Source organism: Chryseomicrobium palamuruense, from assembly GCF_042649045.1.
GTDB lineage: Bacteria > Bacillota > Bacilli > Bacillales_A > Planococcaceae > Chryseomicrobium > Chryseomicrobium palamuruense.
On record NZ_JBHSEF010000026.1, the window covers coordinates 241,636 to 265,363 of the forward strand.

25 protein-coding genes are annotated in these 23,728 nt (G+C 42.0%); 23 read left to right on the top strand and 2 right to left on the bottom strand.

The features are described 5' to 3' along the window. Positions 1-10: 10 nt before the first annotated feature. The 5 genes from rsfS (at position 11) to ACFO0S_RS13580 (ending at position 4,630) form a co-directional block, all read left to right on the top strand. Positions 11-364 carry a ribosome silencing factor gene (gene rsfS, locus ACFO0S_RS13560; RefSeq protein WP_378142633.1) on the top strand — a complete coding sequence of 118 codons (354 nt, stop codon included), beginning with the start codon at positions 11-13 and terminating at the stop codon, positions 362-364. Continuing rightward, positions 336-1,088, top strand: coding sequence for a class I SAM-dependent DNA methyltransferase (locus tag ACFO0S_RS13565; protein ID WP_378142634.1), 753 nt, complete (start codon positions 336-338; stop codon positions 1,086-1,088). Before rsfS ends, ACFO0S_RS13565 begins: the two co-directional genes overlap by 29 nt. 156 nt (positions 1,089-1,244) lie before the next feature. Further along, a complete protein-coding gene (locus tag ACFO0S_RS13570; protein WP_378142635.1) occupies positions 1,245-1,736 on the top strand; it encodes a helix-hairpin-helix domain-containing protein in 492 nt (163 codons plus the stop codon). A 55-nt stretch (positions 1,737-1,791) separates the two neighbouring features. After that, positions 1,792-2,373 carry a ComE operon protein 2 gene (locus ACFO0S_RS13575; protein WP_378142636.1) on the top strand — a complete coding sequence of 194 codons (582 nt, stop codon included), beginning with the start codon at positions 1,792-1,794 and terminating at the stop codon, positions 2,371-2,373. A 118-nt stretch (positions 2,374-2,491) separates the two neighbouring features. Next, positions 2,492-4,630, top strand: coding sequence for a DNA internalization-related competence protein ComEC/Rec2 (locus ACFO0S_RS13580; protein ID WP_378142637.1), 2,139 nt, complete (start codon positions 2,492-2,494; stop codon positions 4,628-4,630). A gap of 27 nt (positions 4,631-4,657) precedes the next feature. Here ACFO0S_RS13580 and ACFO0S_RS13585 read toward each other — a convergent pair whose 3' ends face one another. Continuing rightward, complete coding sequence (locus ACFO0S_RS13585; RefSeq protein ID WP_378142638.1) at positions 4,658-4,792, bottom strand: YqzM family protein; 135 nt, start codon at positions 4,790-4,792, stop codon at positions 4,658-4,660. A 102-nt stretch (positions 4,793-4,894) separates the two neighbouring features. Here ACFO0S_RS13585 and holA point away from each other — a divergent pair, with 102 nt between their 5' ends. Beyond that, positions 4,895-5,914, top strand: a complete 1,020-nt coding sequence (gene holA, locus ACFO0S_RS13590; RefSeq protein WP_378142639.1) for a DNA polymerase III subunit delta — start codon at positions 4,895-4,897, stop codon at positions 5,912-5,914. 66 nt (positions 5,915-5,980) lie between these two features. Here the strand turns inward: holA and rpsT are convergent, their stop codons facing one another. Beyond that, the gene (gene rpsT, locus ACFO0S_RS13595; protein WP_378142640.1) at positions 5,981-6,229 is read right to left on the bottom strand and encodes a 30S ribosomal protein S20; all 249 of its coding nucleotides are present in this window, start codon (positions 6,227-6,229) and stop codon (positions 5,981-5,983) included. 157 nt (positions 6,230-6,386) lie between these two features. Here rpsT and gpr point away from each other — a divergent pair, with 157 nt between their 5' ends. The 17 genes from gpr (at position 6,387) to ACFO0S_RS13680 (ending at position 23,715) form a co-directional block, all read left to right on the top strand. After that, complete coding sequence (gene gpr / locus ACFO0S_RS13600) at positions 6,387-7,322, top strand: GPR endopeptidase (protein ID WP_378142641.1); 936 nt, start codon at positions 6,387-6,389, stop codon at positions 7,320-7,322. Between the two features lie 51 nt (positions 7,323-7,373). Further along, complete coding sequence (gene spoIIP, locus ACFO0S_RS13605) at positions 7,374-8,117, top strand: stage II sporulation protein P (RefSeq protein WP_378142642.1); 744 nt, start codon at positions 7,374-7,376, stop codon at positions 8,115-8,117. 75 nt (positions 8,118-8,192) lie between these two features. Then, positions 8,193-10,022 carry a translation elongation factor 4 gene (gene lepA / locus ACFO0S_RS13610; protein ID WP_378142643.1) on the top strand — a complete coding sequence of 610 codons (1,830 nt, stop codon included), beginning with the start codon at positions 8,193-8,195 and terminating at the stop codon, positions 10,020-10,022. A gap of 63 nt (positions 10,023-10,085) precedes the next feature. Then, positions 10,086-11,219, top strand: a complete 1,134-nt coding sequence (gene hemW / locus ACFO0S_RS13615) for a radical SAM family heme chaperone HemW (RefSeq protein ID WP_378142644.1) — start codon at positions 10,086-10,088, stop codon at positions 11,217-11,219. Between the two features lie 90 nt (positions 11,220-11,309). Beyond that, on the top strand, positions 11,310-12,341 hold the full coding sequence (gene hrcA / locus ACFO0S_RS13620) for a heat-inducible transcriptional repressor HrcA (RefSeq protein ID WP_378142645.1): 1,032 nt from the start codon (positions 11,310-11,312) through the stop codon (positions 12,339-12,341). 15 nt (positions 12,342-12,356) lie between these two features. Next, complete coding sequence (gene grpE, locus ACFO0S_RS13625) at positions 12,357-12,932, top strand: nucleotide exchange factor GrpE (RefSeq protein ID WP_378142646.1); 576 nt, start codon at positions 12,357-12,359, stop codon at positions 12,930-12,932. Positions 12,933-12,953: 21 nt separating this feature from the next. Next, positions 12,954-14,777 carry a molecular chaperone DnaK gene (gene dnaK / locus ACFO0S_RS13630; RefSeq protein ID WP_378142647.1) on the top strand — a complete coding sequence of 608 codons (1,824 nt, stop codon included), beginning with the start codon at positions 12,954-12,956 and terminating at the stop codon, positions 14,775-14,777. 97 nt (positions 14,778-14,874) lie between these two features. Continuing rightward, positions 14,875-15,996 (top strand): molecular chaperone DnaJ, encoded by a 1,122-nt coding sequence (gene dnaJ, locus ACFO0S_RS13635; RefSeq protein WP_378142648.1) that lies wholly within the window; start codon positions 14,875-14,877, stop codon positions 15,994-15,996. Positions 15,997-16,010: 14 nt separating this feature from the next. Beyond that, positions 16,011-16,949 carry a 50S ribosomal protein L11 methyltransferase gene (gene prmA, locus ACFO0S_RS13640; protein ID WP_378142649.1) on the top strand — a complete coding sequence of 313 codons (939 nt, stop codon included), beginning with the start codon at positions 16,011-16,013 and terminating at the stop codon, positions 16,947-16,949. Positions 16,950-16,959: 10 nt separating this feature from the next. Next, the gene (locus ACFO0S_RS13645; RefSeq protein WP_378142650.1) at positions 16,960-17,694 is read left to right on the top strand and encodes a 16S rRNA (uracil(1498)-N(3))-methyltransferase; all 735 of its coding nucleotides are present in this window, start codon (positions 16,960-16,962) and stop codon (positions 17,692-17,694) included. Between the two features lie 14 nt (positions 17,695-17,708). Then, positions 17,709-19,052, top strand: a complete 1,344-nt coding sequence (gene mtaB, locus ACFO0S_RS13650; RefSeq protein ID WP_378142651.1) for a tRNA (N(6)-L-threonylcarbamoyladenosine(37)-C(2))-methylthiotransferase MtaB — start codon at positions 17,709-17,711, stop codon at positions 19,050-19,052. Between the two features lie 117 nt (positions 19,053-19,169). Next, positions 19,170-19,841 carry a deoxyribose-phosphate aldolase gene (gene deoC, locus ACFO0S_RS13655; protein ID WP_378142652.1) on the top strand — a complete coding sequence of 224 codons (672 nt, stop codon included), beginning with the start codon at positions 19,170-19,172 and terminating at the stop codon, positions 19,839-19,841. Positions 19,842-19,949: 108 nt separating this feature from the next. After that, a complete protein-coding gene (gene rpsU / locus ACFO0S_RS13660; RefSeq protein WP_004227078.1) occupies positions 19,950-20,123 on the top strand; it encodes a 30S ribosomal protein S21 in 174 nt (57 codons plus the stop codon). 457 nt (positions 20,124-20,580) lie between these two features. Then, positions 20,581-21,900 (top strand): NfeD family protein, encoded by a 1,320-nt coding sequence (locus ACFO0S_RS13665; RefSeq protein ID WP_378142653.1) that lies wholly within the window; start codon positions 20,581-20,583, stop codon positions 21,898-21,900. After that, on the top strand, positions 21,900-22,904 hold the full coding sequence (floA, locus tag ACFO0S_RS13670) for a flotillin-like protein FloA (RefSeq protein WP_378142654.1): 1,005 nt from the start codon (positions 21,900-21,902) through the stop codon (positions 22,902-22,904). The genes ACFO0S_RS13665 and floA overlap by 1 nt, the downstream gene beginning before the upstream one ends. A gap of 21 nt (positions 22,905-22,925) precedes the next feature. Further along, positions 22,926-23,441 carry a hypothetical protein gene (locus tag ACFO0S_RS13675; RefSeq protein WP_378142655.1) on the top strand — a complete coding sequence of 172 codons (516 nt, stop codon included), beginning with the start codon at positions 22,926-22,928 and terminating at the stop codon, positions 23,439-23,441. A gap of 49 nt (positions 23,442-23,490) precedes the next feature. Continuing rightward, positions 23,491-23,715 carry a hypothetical protein gene (locus tag ACFO0S_RS13680; protein WP_378142656.1) on the top strand — a complete coding sequence of 75 codons (225 nt, stop codon included), beginning with the start codon at positions 23,491-23,493 and terminating at the stop codon, positions 23,713-23,715. Positions 23,716-23,728: the final 13 nt, after the last annotated feature.

Here is a 23,728-nt window from a genome sequence, read left to right on the forward strand (position 1 = left end):
GGAAGATGAAATGAACTCTGAATTACTGATGAAACTTGCTGCCAAAGCAGCTGACGATAAAAAAGCACAGGACATCGTTGTTCTTAATATGCAAGGTGTTTCACCGATTGCCGACTACTTTGTGATTTGCCATGCCAATTCAGATCGCCAAGTCCAAGCGATTGCTAAAGAAATCAAAGACAAAGCGGAAGAAAATACAGTGCTCGTGAAGAAAATGGAAGGATATGATGAAGGCCGTTGGGTTTTGATCGATATGGGTGATGTTGTTGCTCATGTATTCCACCGTGATGAGCGTTCGTATTATAACTTAGAGCGTCTATGGGGCGATGCACCAATTGAGTTCATCGAAATGGCAGCAGATTAAGATGTACCAAAAGTTTGCCACGATATATGACCGGTTAATGGAAGACATTCCCTATGAAAACTACTTGGCGTGGGTGTCTCATGAAACAGGTGGGTTCGCAGGAAAATCGGTGATGGAACTCGGATGCGGTACTGGAACTCTGGCAATTGGTTTTGCTCATTTAGGCGCGAAGGTAATTGGGCTCGATTTATCTGCCGAGATGATTCATCAAGCGAAATTAAAATCGGTTGAAGAAGAAGTCGACGTCGAATTTATTCAAGGGTCTATGACGGATTTTACAGTGGACCAACTACTAGATATCATCGTAATTCCGATTGATTCTCTTAACTATTTAGAAAGTAAAGTTGATATTGTTACGACATTTGCCTCAATATATCGTGCACTGAAACCAGGTGGACATCTATTTTTTGATGTTCATTCGCTGGATAAAATAGAAGCGTATTTAGACGGCCCCTTCATCTATGAAGATGATGAAGTCGCTTATCTATGGAGCACAGAACCCGGTGAAGCGGAGTATTCGGTGTATCACGACATCACTTTTTTTGTCGCTGCAGCGGATGGGCGCTATGATCGATTTGAAGAGCATCACTATCAACGCACTTTTCCAGTGGTAGAGTATCAACAGCTCTTACAGAATAGCGGATTTCATTCGATAACAAGTTCAGATGATGTATTTGGTGAAGAACATGAAGGTCTTCGTCAGTTCATTCACGCTGTAAAATAATGCTTCCTGTTAATGGGGAAATCGAGTATAGTTAATGCTAACTCCTTCCATTCCCCCATAGCGGGAGGTTTTTTTATTCGACCACAACCTTTTTACACATCACCCAAATTTCTTCTTAGCATCATAGCCGCTGCAGTTCTCCTCGGACTGGCGTTTATGATGACCAGCAGTCCGCCTCCTCTAGAGATTGCTGCCAATCCAACACCTATTGAAACCGTGGACGTGCCAGTTGAAGTTCCTACGACAGTTATCGTGGAGATCAAAGGAGCCGTCATCAAACCAGGCATCTATGAATTACCAAGCGGAAGTCGCCTTTTTGAACTTATTGAAAAGGCAGGCGGTCTCTTACCAGAGAGTGACGACCTTCAAATCAATCAAGCCTCTTTACTTACAGATGAACAGTCGGTCTATATTCCTGTCGAAGGGGAGACCGTTCCAGCGAATTCAACGGAGAGTGAGTTCATCAACATTAATACAGCAGACGCAAACTTGTTACAAACGCTGCCTGGAATTGGTCCAGCAAAGGCAGCCGCCATCATTGCATTTCGTGAAAAAACGCCATTTACAACACCTGAAGACTTGAATGAAGTCGACGGAATAGGAGACAAAACGATGGAGCAACTACTCACACTGATTTCAGTGAAGTGAGTTGACGCTAGTCGTCTTCCCTAGGTAAACTGGTTACAAGATAGGGGGAGTGGCAATGGAGCGAATAACGTGGGATCAATTTTTCTTGGCACAAGGACATTTACTGGCACTGCGAAGTACTTGTACGCGACTTGCAGTTGGTGCCGTCGTCGTACGTGACCGACGTATTATTTCAGCAGGGTATAATGGGTCGATTTCAGGTGGTGATCACTGCATCGATCAAGGTTGTTATGTCATCGATAATCATTGTGTACGAACGGTTCATGCGGAGATGAACGCTCTTTTACAATGTGCGAAGTACGGCGTTTCTGTAAGTGGGGCTGACATATATGTCACGCATTTTCCATGTCTACCATGCACAAAGTCAATTATTCAAGCCGGTATTGCTCGCATCTACTATGCAACGGATTATAAAAACAATTCGTATGCTATTGAATTACTTGAGCAAGCCGGTGTTGATGTGATTCATGTCCCATTTGATGCAAAAAAAGTGGATTTCTTATCGACTGAAAAAGAGCAACTGACACGAGATCTTCTTAATGAACTCGCTGCCCAGTCTATGCCGCCAGAAAAATTAGAAGCCTACGAACAAAAGGTGGATCATTTATTTGGGGCGAAGGAACGTCTTTCAAACTAATTGGGTTTATATCGCTATGGCTGCCAGTTTTGGTTGCTTGGTGACGTTTGATTCGCAGAAGTGGATTCCCGCAGGACTCCTGCTCTGCGTTTTTTTATGGTTTAGAATAGGGAAAGTAGTGGCATTGTCGAGTGCTATGACTATTTTCATCTTTGCCATCTATACTCATTCTGTTTTACCTGTAGACTCAAAGCTTCAAGGGCCAATAACAGGAACCATCACGAGTACACATAAATTGTCCGGAGAAAAATGGACAGGTTTTATAGAAACGGAACAAAATGAAAAAATCTATATATCTTACAAGGTTCCTAGTGAAGAGTCTTTTACCCGCATGAAAGCACAAGTTTGGACGGGAATGATTGTCGAACTTCATGTTAGTCCAGTACCTGTACGCTTACAAAGCCATGCATTTGAGTTTTCTTTTCAAGATTACTTGATGTCGAAAGGAGCATCTGGAGCGTATCAATCTTCTAAATGGCGAGAGATTGGTCCAGATGACAGGTGGATGTGGCGTTTGGAACGACTCGTTGCCTCGTATCGCAAAAACGTTCATCAGAATATAGTTGAAAAAGTGCCAGTGTCTTTGCATGATGAGTTCTTGTCTCTATCGATTGGAGATCGTTCTCTAACCGATCAAGACAATGCACGTCTATATCAGCGACTGGGGTTGTCGCATCTTTTTGCTATTTCCGGACTACATATTGGTTTAATGACTGGAGGGCTTTATTTTCTCCTGCTGCACTTGAATGTCCGACTATTCACCATCCACTGGATTTTATTGATCACTGTGCCAAGCTATATGTTGTTAGCGGGAGCCGCACCATCCGTTGTGCGCGCTTCTCTCATGGTAATGATCATAGTGGCTTTTCAGCGGTTTCAAATGAAAACGGATCCTTCGGACTTACTTTCATGGGTCTTCATTGGAACTTTAGTATGGTCTCCGTTTTATTTTTTGCAACCCGGATATCAACTCTCTTTTGCAGCGGTCTTTAGTTTAATTTACTCGTCCCGTTTTCTGAGTAGACAGTCGTTTGTTCGTGGCCTATTTGCGACAACGCTCATATGTCAAGTGGCTGTACTTCCCATTGTACTTTTTCATTTCCAACAGATCTCCATCATCTCTCTCATCGTAAATCTTATAGCCATCCCGTTATTTACATTCCTATTGTTGCCAATCAGCCTATTTTATAGTGTTTATGCCCAACTTCCATTCCATACATTACTTGGAATTAATAAGTATGCGGTACTTAGAGAAAAGATCCAGCAACTATTTGAATGGTTTGCTAGCTGGCCGTTAAGTGTGTGGACGCCCCCAACCATTGAGGGAGTTCTTCCACTTGTTCTTTTATTTATTTTAGTTTCTTTTGTTTTAGCTGAAATTTCATTGTGGAAAGGCATTACAGTATTTCTTGCTACAGCGATGTTTTGGTCCAGTCTTCCTCACACTTATCCAGACGCTAGAGTAACATTTTTGTATGTAGGGCAAGGGGATAGCACGCTAATCGAATTACCATATAGAAAATATACGATTTTAATAGATAGTGGGGGAGTGACGCGGTTTGAGAAAGAAGACTGGAAACAGGGGAAGGAGTATGAGGTGGGAACGTCGATTGTTGCTCCGTATCTGCGTGCACAAGGAATTTCGACCATCGATTTATTTATACTTACACATGCCGATGCTGACCATACAGAAGGAGCCGATGAGATTCTTAAACAGTTCAGTGTTCGACAACTTGTTATACCCAAAGGGGTGATTCACTTACCCGAAATGCAAGATGTACTCCAACTTGCGGAGAAAAATAAAGTCGCTGTCATTGAACTCGAAGACTCCATAACTGTCTCGTCAAAGCAAGCTCATTTTTTTGTCGGAGCCATCTCGAACAGTTATTTAGGCAATGATAGTTCATTGCTTACCATCCTCGATGTGTATTCACAAAAATTTGTATTTGCAGGTGATTTAGAGGTCGATGGTGAGAAGATCGCTCTAAAAAGATATACAGATCTCTTAAAGAATACGGATATTTTAAAACTTGGCCACCACGGCAGTAAAACGTCTTCTAATCCGGTATGGCTCGACCATCTGACACCTTCCTTTGCCATCGGTAGTGCGGGTCAAGAGAATCGGTATGGTCATCCGCACAAAGAAGTACTCGCGGCATTACATGAGAGAGGAATCGATTACGCAGGAACACATGAGTATGGAACCATTCAAATTTCAGTTGATCGAAAAGGAAATGTTACGTTGATCGAAAAGTAAAAAAACACCTCGAGTGAGGTGTTTTCATTAGGATCCAACGTATTGAATTACTACTGCGATAAAGAACATAACAGTAAAGAATCCGAAAGAGGCAACAAATCCAATTCCCGAGTCGATGGCGTCGTTACGCTTCGACTGTACATTCTGTTCAAATTCGTTCATCAAAAACCCCTCCTATTTCTTCATTAAGTATAAACAATGTTCTAAAAAAAATCCATACACAATGGTGTGAACAATTTTTGTATAATAGAGATGGAAAGAGAGGTGGTTCCGCTGATTACCAAACAGTGGCAAGCGATTGGCAAAGAACCACTCGCACCCTTTTATTTAATTATCGGCGAAGAGGCGTATTTGCATGATGAAACGATTCGTCGGATTCGTGCCAAAGTTGACTCAGAAGAATGGTTTTCATTTGATCTCGAACAAGCGTCGATTGGGGACGTTATGTTAGAGGCGGATACGATGCCATTCTTTGCGGAGCAAAAGGGCATTTTAGTCAACAATCCGATTCTCTTCCGGGCTTCTACAAAAGAAAAAGAGAAGGACAAAGAAAAGGAGTCGAAAAAAGCGGTGGACGACTTCATTCGATGGATTCAACACCCATCTCCTTCGGCAACCGTAGTTTTTTCCGCCCCATATGAAAAACTGGATGAACGAAAAAAAATCGTGAAAGAGTTAAAGAAAGTCGCAGTCGTCATTGAGGCAGCGCCTCTATCTGAACAGGATCAGAAGAGCTGGATTGTGAGTCAGTTTCGAGCCTACGATAAACAACCAAGTGACGAGCTCGTCCAGTGGATCGCAGCTTCGCCGTCTGGCCTGGAATTCAAACGCAATGAAATTCAAAAAGCGGCATTGTATAAAGGGGACGAGACCAACGTAGAGCTTGTCGACTTCCAAGAAGTGGCAGCTCCTGTACTGGAAGACAATGTCTTTGCTTTAGGTGAAGCTTATTTTCTTAATCAACGAGAACAAGCTCTCGGAATCTACCATGAACTTCTAAAGCAAAAAGAGGAACCATTAAAACTCGTAGCACTGCTTGCGAGTCAGTTGCGTTTGCTTATTCAAGTAGGGTATTACAAAAAACTTGGGTACCATAGTGCACAGATTGCCGGTCAGATTAAAGCGCATCCATACCGAGTGAAACTGATGATGGAGCATCCGTTAGCAGACCAGGAGCAAATACTTGTGTCGAAACTAAAGGCCCTTGCAGAAGTAGACATGGAATTAAAGTCCTCGGGTATGAAGAAAGAACGTATCCTTGAACTTTATTTGCTGGAAAAATAAACGCAGAAAGAGCTGCTCCCATAAAAGGGAACAGCTCTTTTTCTGCAGGTGAACAATTGAAAAAAATTATGCTTTTTTCATCAATTGAGATTTTTTACGAGCTGCAGCATTTTTGTGGACTAAGCCTTTTGAAGCAGCTTTCTCTACTGCTTTGATCGCAGCTTTGATAGAATCATTTTTGTTTTCTTCATTATTAGTCACAGCTGTTTCTGCGCGCTTAACAGCAGTACGCATAGCTGATTTAGTTTGTGAGTTCTGAGCGTTTGCAGAAGCATTCGTCTTCACACGTTTGATTGCTGATTTAATGTTTGGCATTCCTTTCACCTCCTACTAAGGATGAGATGATACTTGTTAATTGAGTTCTGTTCAATTACAACAAGAATTATTTTATCAAATCTTCATTGATATTGCAATCATTAAATGCAAAGAATATTTACTTGACAGCTGCTCAAAATAAATCGAGGTGATTACATTGAAACATTCCGATTTAGCAGTCGAATGGACAGAAGTAATGGAAACTAGGGAAATGGATGAAGTCGTCCAAGAAGGGAAAATGACCATCCGGAAATTTCGACAAGGTGAACCGTTGCATACTTACATTACAGTGATAACAGAAGACTTCTCTACCGACCATGTATCTGATTTTTTAGCTGCAGAGAAAGTGCTGACCAATGAAATTGCGGGACTATTCCCGCCTAATGTAAAAAAAGTTTGTATTACGGGACTTGGAAACGAGTGGATGACAGCAGATGCCCTTGGACCTCGCGTCATTCAGAAGCTACAGCAAAACTACCTTTTTCTCGAACATGAAAAAGCTATATTACTACAACCGGGTGTCCGACTTCAATCCGGTATTGAGACAGCAAACTACGTACATGCGATTACGAAAGAAATGAAACCCGATGTCATTGTGCTAATCGATTCGTTAAAGGCAGCACAGCAGCCACATCTTGCGCGAACCATACAAGTAACAGATGCCGGTATACGACCGGGTTCAGGTTTATACAGTGACCGTGCAGAGTTATCTCAAGCCTATTTAGGGATTCCGGTCATCGCCATCGGGATTCCCACAGTCGTATCATCCATTGATGTGACGGCTTACCAACTCGAGAAGGCTCTGCATTATTTTGCGAAGCGCATCGAGATGAAACAAGATGGAAATCCTCTCGCCAACAGTGCATTTACAGATGCACAAACTTCAGATATTAAAATCCTTGAAAATATCTTTGGAGAATGGGCTCTACTGTCAAAAGAAGAGCGTCACCAGTTTCTCATTGAAAATAGTGGTCCAACAGATGCCATAGTAACGCTGACAGCGATTCATGAATGGATTGAGCGATGGTCCGAAACGATTGCTAGTGCACTTGTAGAAGTTCTTACCCCAGGACTCGTACCATATACTGATTAAAAAAGGAGGGGAGTTATCCGACTCGTTCAACTACTTGTTACATCCATCATTGTGATATTTTTTATTCCTTTTATATTCTTGTTATATCTCCCATCCCAAACAACGCAAACGATTGCCCAGGCGGAAGCACAGCCAAGCGGAAACTGGAAAGAAGAATCTATCGCCATTTCGGCAGCTCCCAACAAACGACTGCTGTTCCTCTTTACTCATTCCCATGAGGCTTATCCGGGTCAAGCTGATGCATCCGGTTCAATTCCTGTGTATCATGCAACTAAGAACATCACAACCTTTCATCCTGTAATCGAACAAGCCTTTTTAGAGAAAGGGATGCAAGCGTCATTACTTGAAATAGATGCGATGCAGTTATTATCTAAACATCAAAAAAGTTTTGACCAGGCCTATAATGTGATTCGTCCGCATTTATTAAGTCAGATTCAAGCAGACTCATTTGAGTATGTCATTGATTTTCATCGAGATTCTGCCGGAAGAAAGGTTACGGCGCTTAAGTCGCCGAAGGGATCTTTTGCCAAAGTCTTATTTATCGTGGGCGGAGAACACGCAGGCTATGCCGCCAACTTAGAACTTGCAAAACGTTTGTCTGCTCGTTTAGAAGCACAGATTCCAGGCATTTCACGTGGGGTTGCTGTGAAATCAGGAATAGGCGTGGACGGTGTTTACAATCAAGATCTCCACCCTAAATCTCTCCTCATTGAACTAGGTGGGATTGAAAATACACAAGCCGAAGTGGAAGCAACTATACGTCAAATTGCCATAGCCTTTGAAAACCTAGAGTAAACGCGCTCGATTTCCGTATCACTTCCTTGCTGATTCTGCTATAATTTGTTGTAGCTTAATTAGGAGTGGACGAATATGAATAACGAACAACGTTTAGATAGACAATCTAAAATACGAAATTTTTCGATTATCGCACACATTGACCATGGAAAGTCGACACTAGCGGATCGAATCCTTGAGAAAACACAGACGGTCACAAGCCGTGAAATGAAAAGCCAACTGTTAGATTCGATGGACTTAGAGCGTGAACGAGGAATTACCATCAAGTTGAATGCTGTTCAGCTTCAATACACAGCAAAAGACGGGGAGACCTATACGTTCCATTTAATTGATACACCAGGGCATGTCGATTTCACTTATGAAGTCTCACGAAGCCTTGCAGCATGTGAAGGTGCTATTCTTGTTGTGGATGCCGCACAAGGAATTGAAGCACAGACGCTCGCGAACGTTTATTTAGCTCTAGATAATGATTTAGAAATTCTACCAGTTATCAATAAAATTGACCTTCCTGCTGCCGACCCGGAACGTGTCCGCGGAGAGGTAGAGGAAGTCATTGGTCTAGATGCATCAGAAGCGGTATTAGCATCTGCAAAAGCAGGGATCGGGATTGAAGAGATTCTCGAACAAATCGTTGAAAAAGTTCCAGCGCCACAAGGGAACCCAGAAGCGCCTCTAAAAGCGCTCATCTTTGATTCTCTATTTGACCCATATCGTGGCGTAATCTGTTACATTCGTATTATGGAAGGAACCGTAAGCCCAGGTGACCGCATTCGTATGATGTCTTCTGGTAAAGAGTTCGATGTCGTGGAAACAGGTGTATTCACACCAAAAGCCATTCAACGAGATGAATTAACTGTGGGGGATGTTGGATTCCTTACTGCTTCTATGAAAGATGTGGGGGACTCAGCTGTAGGGGATACCATTACTTTGGCGTCCAATCCCGCAACGGAAGCTCTTCCAGGATATCGTAAAATGAATCCGATGGTCTTCTGTGGACTCTATCCAATCGATAACTCGAAATACAATGACCTCCGAGATGCATTAGAAAAATTACAACTGAATGATGCAGCTCTTGAATTTGAGCCGGAGAGCTCTCAAGCCCTAGGGTTTGGTTACCGTTGTGGTTTCCTTGGTCTTCTACACATGGAAATCATTCAAGAACGTATTGAACGTGAATTCAAGATTGATCTCATCACGACAGCACCAAGTGTTATTTACAACGTCAATATGACAAATGGTGATGTGATTCGGGTCGATAACCCATCGATGATGCCCGATCCGCAGAAGATTGACCGCATGGAAGAACCTTATGTGAAAGCATCAATTATGGTACCAGAAGACTATGTAGGGGCCGTTATGGAATTATGCCAACGTAAACGTGGCAACTTCTTAACGATGGATTACCTTTCACAAGCTCGTGTTAACATCCTTTATGAAATCCCATTATCGGAAATTGTCTATGATTTCTTTGACTCGTTGAAATCAAGTACAAAAGGCTATGCGTCATTTGACTACGAATTAATTGGATACAAAGAGTCGAAACTTCAGAAGATGGACATTCTTTTAAACGGAGAAAAAGTGGATGCCCTTAGCTTTATCGTTCACAAAGATTTTGCTTATGAACGTGGAAAACTGATTGTCGAAAAACTAAAAAGCTTGATTCCTCGTCAGCAGTTTGAAGTACCTGTTCAAGCCGCTGTTGGACAAAAGATTATTGCTCGATCCACTATCAAGTCGATGGGAAAAAACGTGCTTGCGAAATGTTACGGAGGAGACATCTCTCGTAAACGAAAACTTCTTGAAAAACAAAAAGAAGGTAAGAAACGTATGAAACAAGTAGGTTCTGTCGAAGTACCACAGGAAGCCTTTATGGCGGTCCTAAAGATGGACGAAGACCAAAAATAAGAGTACTAGAGGGAGGGTCAGCTTGCTGTCCTCCTTTTCTACTTGAAAGAAAGCAGGGATAATATGATAAAAGGTATTTACGTTCATATCCCATTCTGTCATCAGATTTGTAGCTATTGCGATTTTAATAAGTTTTATTTTCACAACCAACCTGTCGACGCGTACCTCGATCGTTTGGATCAAGAGATGGAACATTGGTCTCGAAAGACCGATTTATCCGAAGTTCATACGGTCTTTTTAGGAGGGGGCACCCCTACTTCTTTAAGTCTGCGTCAACTCAGTAAATTATTTGATTCCTTAGAGCAGCACTTTCCTATTCACCAGATCACTGAATTTACTTCGGAAGCGAATCCGGATGAACTAACGTATGACAAGATGGAACTCATGGCAGCACGTGGGGTAAATCGCTTCAGTATCGGAGTACAGACGTTTGATGCCAGGTTATTGAAAGTGTTAGGCCGTACTCATACTGAGCAACATGTAGAGCGGGTCATCCAACATGCCAATGATTTAAAGTTTCCCTCCATCAGTATGGATTTAATGTACGGTTTACCCAACCAAACGATGGACCACTGGAAAGATGCATTGCACCGTGCATTTCAAATGCCGATTACCCATATTTCAGCGTATTCATTGATCGTTGAACCGAAAACAATCTTCTATAATCTGATGTCAAAAGGGAAGTTACCTCTTCCTGCGCAAGATCTTGAGCGCGACATGTATGATTATTTATTGACCTCTACAAAAAAGCATGACTTTGAACAATACGAGATTAGTAATTTTGCGAAAAATGGTTTGTACTCAAAACACAATTCAATCTATTGGAAAAATGAAGAATACCTTGGACTTGGAGCAGGTGCACATGGGTATGTAGATGGGATTCGCTATTCTAATCACGGACCGTTAAAGAAATACATGAGTGCACTTGAAGAAGGGAATCTTCCAATCATTCATCAAAACTTCGTGACGGAAAAAGAAGCCATGGAAGAAGAACTTTTTTTAGGCCTAAGAATGAATAAAGGTGTATCTTTTTCAGATTTCAAACGTAAATATGGCAACGACTTGCGAGAAATTTACCAATCTCAGCTCTCGAAGCAGATTCAACTTGGGAACTTAGAAGAACGAGATGGAAGACTCCAATTAACTTACCAAGGGCGGTTCATTGGGAACGATGTCTTCTCGGAATTTTTACTCTAGCAAATTCGTTGACAGGGTTTTGAAGCTTTGATACCTTAATAAGTGAGTATTAGCACTCTCAACTAACGAGTGCTAACAGAGGTGATCAACATGTTAACGGAAAGGCAAATTTTAATATTGCAAGTTACTGTCGATGACTTTATCCAAACTGCTCAACCTGTTGGATCTAGGCAGCTCTCTAAGAAAGAGCTAGTACCATTCAGTCCAGCAACTATTCGCAATGAAATGGCGGACCTTGAGGAACTGGGGTATTTAGAGAAAACCCATACTTCTTCCGGTCGAATTCCTTCTGAGAAAGGGTACAGGTATTATGTCGACCATATGTCTGCACCGAATCAACTGTCCTCAGACGAAATGCAAAAACTTCATTCGATTTTCGAAGAAAAGCGTCTCGAATCTGAACAGATTATTCGAAAATCCGCTGAAATCATAGCGGAGCTAACGACCTATACAACGATACTACTAGGCGAAGATGTACAAAAGCACCGAGTTCGCAAATTTTCGATGGTGCCGCTGTCATCTGAAACAGCAGTTTCCATCATTGTGACAGATCATGGACATGTCCAAAATCGCTTGGTAGAAATTCCGTATGATTTCAAAATGGTCGATTTAGAACGAATGGTAGAGCAAATCAATCAACACGTCATAGGAGCGCATCTCTATGAAATTCCAAGCATTCTGGGACGTGTAATGAACCACTTGATTGAACAGCATGAAGGTCGAATGACAGAAGTCTTTGAAGCGCTCACTCAGTCAATCTCTGAGAATAGTGAAGAAAAAGTCGTCTACGGTGGCAAGATGCAGCTGTTCAATCAACCGGAATTTAACGATTGGCAGAAAGCACGCGGGATACTCGAATTTATGCAACAGCTCGAAGAACACCCCCGAACAATCGTACCCAATTCATCCGGACTGTCGATTCGCATCGGCTCTGAAAACAATATGGATTCTATGGAAAATTGTAGTATTGTGACCGCAACCTACTCCTTTGGTGAAAAACAAAAGGGGCAAATCGCTATCATCGGACCTATGCGGATGGATTATCGACGCGTTATCTCCCTGCTTGATTATGTGACCGGTGACTTATCACGAGAACTGACAAGAATCCTTCATTCCAAATAGAAAGGATTTGTGATGATGACAAATAAAAATGAACCGATTCAAGAGACAGAAGACGTCGTAACTGACGAACTAGTAGTAGAAGAAAGTCTAGTGGAAGAATCTTTAGTAGAAGAATCAATTGAAGATGAAAACACTTTTGAACAAACAGAAGTTGAGCGGCTTCAAGCGCAACTAGATGAGAAAGAAAATGAATATCTTCGTTTGCGTGCCGACTTCGATAACTATCGTCGCCGTGTACAGAAAGATTCGGAAGCAGCAGCGAAATACCGTTCGCAATCTCTTGTGAATGATTTGCTTCCGGTTGTAGATAACTTTGAGCGCGCACTTGAAACATCAGCGACGACAGAAGAAGCAAAAACACTTTTAAAAGGTGTAGAAATGGTTTTCCGTATGTTCAAGCAAGCGCTTGAATCGGAAGGCGTGCTAGAAATCAATCCGGATGGTGAACCGTTTGATCCGAACTTTCACCAAGCTGTAATTCAAGAAGCTTCCGACACACACGAGTCAGGAACTGTGATTCAAACTTTACAAAAAGGGTATCAATTGAAGGACCGAATTATCCGACCAGCAATGGTTAAAGTTAGCGAATAATTTCTAGGAGGAACATCATTTATGTCTAAAATTATCGGTATTGACTTAGGAACAACCAATTCATGTGTCGCTGTGTTAGAAGGCGGCGAACCAAAAGTAATTCCAAATCCAGAAGGTAACCGCACAACGCCATCTGTTGTCGCATTTAAAAATGGCGAGCGTCAAGTAGGGGAAGTGGCTAAACGCCAAGCAATCACAAACCCAAATACAATTGCTTCTGTAAAACGTTTAATGGGTACTTCTGAAAAAGTATCAGCAGAAGGAAAAGACTACACACCTCAAGAAGTTTCCGCTATGATTCTTCAATACTTAAAATCATATGCAGAAGACTATTTGGGTGAAAAAGTTGAGAAAGCAGTTATTACAGTACCTGCTTACTTCAATGATGCGGAACGTCAAGCGACTAAAGATGCTGGTAAAATTGCAGGTTTGGAAGTTGAGCGTATCATCAACGAACCAACTGCTGCAGCATTAGCGTATGGATTAGATAAAATGGATAAAGATGAAAAAATACTTGTGTACGATTTAGGTGGCGGAACGTTTGACGTATCTATCCTAGAACTGGGTGACGGTGTATTTGAAGTACTTGCAACAGCTGGAGACAACCGTCTAGGTGGAGATGATTTTGACCAAGTGATCATGGACTACCTAGTAACTGAATTCAAAAAAGACAATGGCATTGATTTATCAAAAGATAAAATGGCGATGCAACGTCTAAAAGATGCGGCTGAGAAAGCGAAGAAAGACTTATCTGGTGTGACATCGACACAAGTTTCACTTCCGTTTATCACTGCTGGTGAAGCAGGACCACTTCACTTAGAAGTATCGCTAAGCCGAGCTAAATTTGATGATATTACTGCTTCACTTGTAGAACGTACGATGGAACCAACTCGTCAAGCAATGCGCGATGCAGGCCTTTCTGCAAATGAAATTGATAAAGTCATTTTAGTGGGTGGATCGACACGTATCCCTGCTGTTCAAGATGCGATCAAGAAAGAAACTGGAAAAGATCCACACAAGGGAGTTAACCCTGATGAAGTAGTTGCAATGGGTGCAGCTGTACAAGGTGGTGTCTTAACTGGTGATGTGAAAGACGTTGTCTTACTAGACGTAACTCCACTATCACTTGGTATTGAAACAATGGGTGGCGTGTTCACGAAGTTAATTGAACGCAACACGACAATTCCCACGTCTAAATCTCAAACGTTCTCAACCGCAGCTGACAATCAACCAGCAGTAGATATCCATGTTCTTCAAGGAGAGCGTCCAATGGCAGCAGATAACAAAACGCTCGGCCGTTTCCAATTGGCGGACATCCCTCCAGCTCCACGTGGTATTCCACAAATTGAAGTAACATTTGATATCGATAAAAACGGAATTGTAAGCGTTAAAGCAAAAGACCTTGGAACTCAAAAAGAACAAACGATTACTATCCAATCTAATACATCTCTATCAGATGAAGAGATTGAGCGTATGGTGCAAGAAGCAGAAGCGAATGCAGAAGCGGATGCTAAACGTAAAGAAGAAGCTGACCTTAAAAACGAAGCAGATCAATTAGTGTTTATGACAGAAAAAACACTGAAAGATCTTGAAGATAAAGTGTCTGAAGAAGAAAAGCAAGAAGCGGAGACAGCGAAAGATGAGCTGAAGGTAGCTCTTGAAGCTGGCAATGTGGAAGACATTAAAGCGAAACGTGATGCTTTACAAGAAATCGTTCAAAAATTAACGATGAAACTTTATGAGCAAGCAGCGGCTGATCAACAAGCTACTGAAGGCACTAATTCATCTGACGATGGTGTCGTTGACGCAGACTTCGAAGAAGTAGACGACAAAAAAGATAAGTAAGAACGCGTCATGAAAAAGTCAAAGGCAGCAGTGTCTTTGGCTTTTTCCATGTCAGCAAAAACGTGGTACAATAGGGAAGTTGTGAGGAGAGTGACTTATGGAGAAACGAGATTATTATGAGGTGCTTGGCGTTTCCAAAACCGCCTCGCAAGATGAAATTAAAAAAGCGTATCGAAAACTATCAAAACAGTATCATCCTGATATTAATAAAGAATCGGGTTCTGACGACAAGTTTAAAGAAATCTCAGAAGCCTATGAAGTTTTAAGTAACCAAGAAAAACGTGCACAGTATGACCAATTCGGTCACGCAGGACCACAAGGTGGATTTGGTGGCGGATTCTCTGGAGCAGATGGATTTGGATTTGAAGACATCTTTAGCTCGTTCTTTGGAGGCGGTGGTGGACGTCGTCGTGATCCGAATGCACCGCGTAAAGGAAATGACCTTCAATATTCCATGACGATTGAATTTGAAGAAGCGGTGTTTGGAAAAGAAAAAGAGATTGAAATCTCAAAAGATGAGATTTGTAATACGTGTGACGGTTCGGGTGCAAAACCAGGAACATCACCTGTCACATGTTCTCAGTGTCAAGGTCACGGTCAAATCAATATTACACAAGACACGCCTTTTGGCCGCGTACAGTCAAAGCGTACATGTCCTGTGTGTGAAGGAACTGGTAAAGAAATTAAAGACAAATGTACGACTTGTTCGGGACGTGGCCGTGTAACCCGCCGCAAAAAAATCAAAGTGACGATTCCTGCAGGTGTGGACGATGGTCAACAACTACGCGTGTCTGGTCAAGGGGAGCCTGGCGTGAATGGTGGACCTGCTGGGGATTTATATGTAGTCTTCCGCGTGAAACGTGATGCTCGTTTTGAACGAGACGGCGATGACATCTATTATTCGTTACCACTGACTTTTGCCCAAGCGGCACTAGGGGACGAAATTGAAGTCCCTACAGTTCAAGGTAAAGTAAAGCTCAAGGTTCCAGCTGGTACTCAGTCTGGCACGAAATTCCGCTTAAAAGGAAAAGGTGTCAAAAACGTACATGGCTATGGAATCGGAGACCAACATGTCATTATTAAAGTCGTGACACCAAAGAAATTAACGGAGAAACAGAAGCAATTGCTTCGTGAGTTTGCAGAAATTAGCGGAGATATTCCGGAAGAACAAGGTAGTTCATTGTTTGATAAGATTCGTAACAAAATTAAAGGTGACTAAGGAGTGAATCGCAAGTGAAATGGATGGAACTTTCCGTATTGACGACAAATGAAGCAGTCGAACCCATTAGCAACATCCTACATGAGGCTGGTGCAAGCGGTGTTGTTATCGAAGATTCGTGGGAACTTGAAAAAGAACGGGTAGATCAGTTTGGAGAGCTTTATGAGTTGAACCCTTCTGACTTTCCTATAGCGGGTGTTCGAGTGAAAGCGTATCTCGCTACCAATAGCTTCATCTATGAAACCGTCGAAGAAATTAAGCTTGCGATTTCCAACTTACAATCTTTTGAAATCAATATTGGTGCTGGAGAAGTGACATTGCATGAAGTCGATGAAGAAGACTGGGCAACGGCATGGAAACAGTATTACCACCCGGTGAAAATTTCAAACCGCTTTACTATCGTTCCGACGTGGGAAGATTATCAACCGGTAAGTACAGATGAGTTGATTATTGAGCTCGACCCAGGAATGGCGTTTGGTACAGGTACACATCCAACAACTGTCATGTGTCTCCAAGCTTTGGAGAAGACAGTAAAAGCAAATGACACGGTTATTGATGTCGGTACAGGGTCTGGTGTGTTGTCGATTGGAGCAGCACTTTTAGGTGCTTCTCATGTCCATGCACTCGACCTGGATGAAGTTGCCGTCACAGCGGCAAAAGCAAATGTAGAATTAAACAAGGTATCAGACAAGGTTTTTGTGGTTAAAGGAAATTTGTTGGATTCTGCAAATGAGCCGGCAGACGTGGTCGTCGCTAACATCTTGGCGGATATCATTTTATCATTTACACATGATGCCTACCAAATGGTGAAGTCTGGTGGTACATATATTACATCAGGTATTATCGGTGCAAGAAAAGACGATGTTAGAAATGGTTTAGAAGAAGTAGGATTTGTTATTGAAGAAATCATGATGATGGAAGATTGGGTTGCCATTATCGCGAAGAAAGCATAGGGGGGAGAGCATGCAACGGTATTTTGTAGACAATGCAACTTCCTCGAATGCTGTAATACAAGGTGAAGACGCTCATCACATTACGCGTGTGATGCGTATGAAAGAAGGCGAACAAGTCATTGTTGTTTCGAATGAGCGAGCTTACCTTAGTACCATCACAAGTATTTCTGAACTAACTGTAACTGTTGTTCTTGGAGAAAAACTGCCTCTTCAAACAGAACTGCCTCTAGACGTGGTAATTGCATGCGGTTTACCAAAAGGGGATAAACTAGACCTAGTCATTCAAAAAGCGACAGAGCTTGGAATGGCTGGGTTTATTCCTTTTGAAGCAGAACGCTCAATTGTGAAATGGGATGATAGAAAGTGGCAGAAGAAGAAAGAGCGCTATGGGAAGATCGCGAAGGAAGCGGCGGAACAAAGCCATCGAACGGTCATTCCTACAATCCATGATTTACATACTTTTCATCAACTCACAGAAACAATGAAAAAGTATGATGTTGTTCTCGTGTGTGATGAAGAAGAGGCAAAGAAAACGGAGCGAGTTCGATTTGCAGACCATCTCAAAACAGTGTATGATATAAAGTCGATACTTGTCATTTTTGGACCTGAAGGCGGATTAGAACGTGACGAGGTAGAAAAGCTAGTAGCGAACGGGGCAGCGGCCACAACTCTTGGGCCACGTATTTTACGTGCAGAAACGGCACCTCTCTATGCTCTTGCGGCTCTATCCTATGAATTTGAATGAAAGAGGTGGCTCGCATGGCTTCAGTAGCTTTTCATACGCTCGGTTGTAAAGTGAACCATTATGAAACAGAAGCAATTTGGCAGCTTTTTAAAGAACAAAACTATGAACGGACTGATTTTGAAAAGCGTGCAGATGTGTATGTCGTCAATACATGCACTGTGACGAACACAGGAGATAAGAAAAGTCGTCAAGTGATTCGTCGTGCCATTCGACAAAATCCGGACGCAGTGATCTGTGTTACAGGTTGTTATGCCCAAACGTCTCCGGCGGAGATTATGGCGATTCCTGGAGTAGACATCGTTGTGGGAACACAGGATCGTCGTAAAATGCTCGATTATATTGAACAGTATAAAGTGGAGCGCCAGCCGATAAATGCAGTGGGTAATATTATGAAAAATCGTGTCTATGAAGAGTTGGATGTACCAAACTTCACTGACCGTACACGTGCATCTCTTAAGATCCAAGAAGGATGCAACAACTTCTGTACGTTTTGCATCATTCCATGGGCACGCGGGTTAATGCGTTCACGCGACCCACAAGAAGTGGTCCGTCAAGCGAAACAACTAGTTGATGCGGGTTATAAAGAAATTGTACTGACAGGCATTCATACAGGTGGATATGGCGAAGACTTAAAAGATTACAATTTGGCACAACTTTTACGTGATTTAGAGGCGGAAGTTCACGGACTGAAGCGTCTACGTATCAGTTCCATTGAAGCAAGCCAATTAACAGATGAAGTGATTGAAGTTCTTAAGAATTCTTCGATTGTTGTACGACATCTGCATATTCCGATTCAATCGGGTTCAGATACCGTGTTGAAACGGATGCGCCGCAAGTATACAATGGCTTTCTTTGCAGACCGTTTAGTCCAACTTCGCAAAGCACTTCCGGACCTTGCGATAACTTCTGATGTCATTGTCGGATTCCCAGGAGAGACCGAAGAAGAATTCATGGAAACGTATGAGTTCATTCGTACGCACCGTTTTTCTGAACTGCACGTGTTTCCGTATTCAAAACGCACAGGTACACCTGCAGCTCGCATGGATGACCAAGTGGATGAAGAAGTGAAAAACGAACGTGTGCATCGTTTAATTACGCTCAATGACCAACTCGCGAAAGAATATGCATCTAGTTACGAAGATGAAGTACTAGAGATTATCCCGGAAGAATCATTTGCACCGGATCAGCCAGGAGATTTTGTTGTGGGTTATACCGATAACTATTTAAAAGTAGTGATTCCAGGTGGAGAAGACCTCATAGGTAAACTTGTGAGAGTAAAAATAACAAAAGCAGGGTATCCTTACAATGAGGGTCAGTTTGTTCGCATCCTCGAAGATAATTTTGTAGTAGCTATGTAATTCCATTATGAACTGTCCAGTCTCGACTGGGCAGTTTTTCAGTACACTTGCGTTTCTATGAGAATTTGCTTATGATGAAGAGGTACGTACATCTCAACTAAAGGAGAGTTTAATCCGATGAAAAAACCAATTGCCTCATATATTGATCATACATTACTTAAACAAGATGCAACAAAAACGCAAATTGAAGTTTTATGCCAGGAAGCGGCAAAACACCAATTTGCATCTGTCTGTGTCAATCCAACATGGGTTTCTTTCGCAGCAGAACAATTAAAAGATAGCCCTGTAAAGGTTTGTACGGTTATTGGCTTCCCTCTTGGAGCTTCAACGACAGACACGAAAGCATTTGAAACAAAAGATGCGATTGCTAAAGGTGCTACAGAAATTGATATGGTATTAAATGTAGGTGCTTTAAAATCAGGTCTTATTGAAGATGTGAAGAATGACATCGAAGCAGTGGTAGAAGCAGCTAAGGGGAAAGCGATTGTTAAAGTCATCCTTGAAACATGCCTACTTACGAAAGACGAAATCGTAACTGCCTCTCAGTTATCAAAAGAAGCAGGTGCTAATTTTGTGAAGACATCCACTGGATTCTCTACAGGTGGAGCAACACCTGAAGATGTAGCGCTTATGCACAAAACTGTTGGAGCGGACTTAGAAGTAAAAGCTTCTGGTGGCGTTCGTAACTTAGAAGATTTCAACAAAATGGTGGAAGCAGGAGCGACTCGTATTGGCGCAAGTTCTGGTGTCGCGATTATGGAAGGTCTTTCAGCAGATTCAGACTACTAATTTTTTCTTGCATCAGTTGACGACTCACTCTCAATACGCTATAATTTTTAGGTAACGTAACTAATTAGTTATGTGCTTTGATGTGTGTTCGGAGGGAGGGAAAGAGAGATGTCAAAAACTGTCGTTCGCAAAAACGAATCGCTTGAGGATGCTCTTCGACGCTTCAAACGTACTGTTTCTAAAAGTGGTACAATTCAAGAGGTACGAAAGCGCGAGTTTTATGAAAAACCAAGCGTAAAACGTAAAAAGAAATCAGAAGCTGCGCGTAAACGTAAGTGGTAATCTATCCCGATACATCCCTGCGTTAACAACACTTGATGATTTAAATCGAACACATAACCCGTTCTCATCTGCTGATGAGTGCGGGTTATTTTTTCATTTATGGCGGGCAGTTATCGACGGATTAAATGAATCCGACAGCCATGTTAGCTATTTCTTATTATCAAAGTTCATGAATACAATAGAATAAATTTGAACAAATCCGAAAATTTTTGGCCAATTCATGTTAGGCACGCGTTTCCCTAAGTAATGATGTTTCTATGGATTTACTATTTTCAAATACTTATATTGGTAACTTCATTTTTAAAGGAGTATTCAATAAAAAAAGTTTCCATAACATGATTATTTGTAATCTATCAAAGAAAATGAAGAAATAAGTCAAAAAGAATGCATAAAAACGAAACTTTTCGTTATGATAGTCGTAGAACAGAGAGACAGATTCGGAAAGTGGGGTGAAAAGGTGAAAAAATTGCGAATATCGATGTTTGTCCTCATTCTCCTCAGTGTTTTACTCCCGTTCTTCTCTGGTAATGCGCAGAATGAAACCGTTTACCGAATTCCATTGGATGATGTAGTTGAAAAAGCTTTATTTACTTTCCTTGCACAGTCTATTGATGAAGCAGAAGAAAATAATGCTGATGCCATCATCATAGAGATGGACACGCCGGGTGGTGTCGTAGATGATGCCGAGAACATTGCAGAATTACTAGAAGAGACAAGTATAGATGTCATCATGTATATCAATAATCGTGCTTTATCAGCAGGGGCATACTTAGCGCTTTATGCCGATCAGATATATATGTCCCCAAATGCAACCATGGGAGCCGCAGCAGTCATTGATCAAACAGGAAATGCAGCGGATGAGAAAGCTCGAAGTGCTTGGGCTGCATCTATGAGAAATGCTGCCGAATACTCTGGAAGAAATCCGGAAATTGCATTAGCCATGGTAGATGACTCTATTGAACTGCCACAGTTTGGTGTAGAGGCAGGTGAGCTCCTGACGTTAACTTCTAGCGAAGCGATAGAGGCAGAGTATGCCGAAGGAATAGTGAACTCACTTGACGAGGTGCTTGAAGCTATTAACTTAGCTGATGCTGAAGTCATTTCAGTTGAGGAATCGTTTTTAGTAAAACTTGCTCGGTTTATTACACACCCTATTGTGGTTCCTATTCTCTTATCTATTGGGAGTTTAGGACTGGTCGTAGAACTGTACTCACCTGGATTTGGAATTCCTGGCTTTATGGGTATTTCCGCGTTGTTACTATTTTTCTATGGTCATATGATTGTAGGCCTCGCAGGATTTGAAGCTGTGATATTATTTATTATCGGGCTGATCCTTCTGGTCGCAGAAATCTTCCTGCCTTTTGGCATCAGTGGCATATTAGGTGGACTAGCCATCCTCGGAAGCCTCTATCTTGCTGGTGCGGATGTGACACAAATTAGTATTTCAATTTTAATTGCACTTGCTGTCGCAATTACAGGAATGGTGGTCATCATGAAGTTCTTCGGGAAAAAATTACGCATGTTTAATAAAATTATTTTAAGTGACTCAACCTCTACGGAGAAGGGCTATGTCTCGTCTGTAGAACGCAGGGAGCTTGTCGGTCAACTAGCAGACACCTTAACTCCACTGCGTCCATCTGGTACTATTGTAATTGGAGATGAACGACTGGATGCAGTTTCAGAAGGAAACTTCATTGACCGCAACCGAAAAGTGATTATCCGAAAAGTAGAAGGATCACGCATTGTAGTGCGTGAATTGAAAGAGGAGGAAATGTAATGTTTGAAGGTTTAGGTCTTGTCGGTTTTATCGCCGTCATTGTACTTGTTGTCTTGTTCCTTGCCGTCTTCTTCACATTTGTCCCTGTGACATTGTGGATCTCGGCTCTAGCAGCAGGTGTTCGAATTAGTATATTTACATTAATCGGGATGCGTTTACGTCGTGTTATTCCTTCACGTATTGTGAATCCACTGATTAAAGCCCACAAAGCAGGATTAGATGTGCAAATTAATCAGCTGGAAAGTCACTATTTAGCAGGTGGTAATGTTGACCGTGTGGTAAATGCACTAATTGCAGCACACCGTGCGAATATTGATTTATCATTTGAACGGGCAGCAGCAATTGACCTCGCTGGTCGAGACGTATTAGAAGCTGTACAAATGTCTGTTAATCCTAAAGTCATCGAAACTCCATTTATTGCTGGTGTTGCGATGGACGGGATTGAAGTAAAAGCAAAAGCACGTATCACTGTACGTGCGAACATCGAACGCCTCGTCGGTGGTGCGGGTGAAGAAACCATCGTTGCCCGTGTTGGTGAAGGGATTGTTAGTACAATCGGTTCTCAAGTGGATCACAAGAAAGTACTTGAAAATCCAGATATGATTTCTCAAACTGTCCTATCAAAAGGTCTTGACTCAGGTACAGCTTTTGAAATCTTATCCATCGATATTGCGGACGTTGATATCGGTAAAAACATTGGAGCTGAACTTCAGACTGAGCAAGCTGAAGCCGATAAGAAAATTGCGCAAGCAAAAGCGGAAGAACGTCGTGCAATGGCTGTTGCTACTGAGCAAGAAATGAAAGCCCGTGTAGAAGAAATGCGTGCCAAAGTTGTCGAAGCGGAATCACAAGTACCACTTGCGATGGCTGATGCTTTAAAAGATGGAAACATCGGTGTCATGGATTACATGAACTATAAAAACATTCAAGCAGACACGTCTATGCGTGATTCAATCAGCAAAGTTGGAAAGAAAGACTCTACTGATGGATCATCCAACGCATAATAACAGAAGGGAGGGGTCGCTGTGGAAGGGATTATACTGATTATCTTGTCACTGATTATCAGCTCATTTTTCGGTAACAAGAAAAAAGAAACCCAACAAACACCGCCTCCAGTGCGTCAAAAACAACCTGTTCAAACCAAATCTTCAACGAATCAAAATCGACCGTCTGTATTAAAAGAGCTCGAAAATTGGTCGAAGCAAATGTTGGAAGAAACGGAACAGAAAATGTCACCTCAGACAAAAGAAGTTGTTCAAAAAGCAGAACAACAAGTTCGGGAACGGTTTCCTGAACAAGCTGAGCGTATAGATCGCCAAAAGTCCCGGTTAGAGAAGAAAGTACCTACAGTCATTGAACAAACTGCAGTTACGACCTCTCGCACGCCTGAGCGACCAGGTCGTCTATCTATGCACCAACAAAAAACGAAAGAAATTGTAATGGAAGAGCCTGTTAAGCAACTTGTTAACTCCAGAGAAGAATTGGCACAAGCCATTGTCCTCTCGGAAGTGCTCGCTCCTCCGGTTTCGAAGCGTCGTTAGTCTAAACACCTTCTTCTTTGCATACGTTGCAAAGAAGAGGTGTTTTTTTGTGAACACTTATTATATCGAATCCAATCTAAAGAACTATTTTGAGTTAAAAGGCAACTACCGTATTCAGGAGTTCGGTGCAACATCTTGTATCCTTGTAGATCAAACATTTACTGTCTCGGTGAAAGCTCAACAAGTTCGTATTCGTGAAATGAAAGATGAATTTGTCTCCATTACATTTAAAGGATTGCATTCTATTGAAGTATCTACCACACGCGAAAATTAGAGTTGCAGTCAAA

Bases quoted from the DNA above. Each gene is read 5' to 3' on its own strand.
- rsfS (WP_378142633.1), top strand. From the start codon at position 11: ATGAACTCTGAATTACTGATGAAACTTGCTGCCAAAGCAGCTGACGAT.
- ACFO0S_RS13570 (WP_378142635.1), top strand. From the start codon at position 1,245: ATGATGACCAGCAGTCCGCCTCCTCTAGAGATTGCTGCCAATCCAACA.
- ACFO0S_RS13575 (WP_378142636.1), top strand. From the start codon at position 1,792: ATGGAGCGAATAACGTGGGATCAATTTTTCTTGGCACAAGGACATTTA.
- ACFO0S_RS13585 (WP_378142638.1), bottom strand. From the start codon at position 4,792: ATGAACGAATTTGAACAGAATGTACAGTCGAAGCGTAACGACGCCATC.
- rpsT (WP_378142640.1), bottom strand. From the start codon at position 6,229: ATGCCAAACATTAAATCAGCAATCAAACGTGTGAAGACGAATGCTTCT.
- lepA (WP_378142643.1), top strand. From the start codon at position 8,193: ATGAATAACGAACAACGTTTAGATAGACAATCTAAAATACGAAATTTT.
- hemW (WP_378142644.1), top strand. From the start codon at position 10,086: ATGATAAAAGGTATTTACGTTCATATCCCATTCTGTCATCAGATTTGT.
- hrcA (WP_378142645.1), top strand. From the start codon at position 11,310: ATGTTAACGGAAAGGCAAATTTTAATATTGCAAGTTACTGTCGATGAC.
- grpE (WP_378142646.1), top strand. From the start codon at position 12,357: ATGACAAATAAAAATGAACCGATTCAAGAGACAGAAGACGTCGTAACT.
- dnaK (WP_378142647.1), top strand. From the start codon at position 12,954: ATGTCTAAAATTATCGGTATTGACTTAGGAACAACCAATTCATGTGTC.
- dnaJ (WP_378142648.1), top strand. From the start codon at position 14,875: ATGGAGAAACGAGATTATTATGAGGTGCTTGGCGTTTCCAAAACCGCC.
- ACFO0S_RS13645 (WP_378142650.1), top strand. From the start codon at position 16,960: ATGCAACGGTATTTTGTAGACAATGCAACTTCCTCGAATGCTGTAATA.
- mtaB (WP_378142651.1), top strand. From the start codon at position 17,709: ATGGCTTCAGTAGCTTTTCATACGCTCGGTTGTAAAGTGAACCATTAT.
- deoC (WP_378142652.1), top strand. From the start codon at position 19,170: ATGAAAAAACCAATTGCCTCATATATTGATCATACATTACTTAAACAA.
- rpsU (WP_004227078.1), top strand. From the start codon at position 19,950: ATGTCAAAAACTGTCGTTCGCAAAAACGAATCGCTTGAGGATGCTCTT.
- floA (WP_378142654.1), top strand. From the start codon at position 21,900: ATGTTTGAAGGTTTAGGTCTTGTCGGTTTTATCGCCGTCATTGTACTT.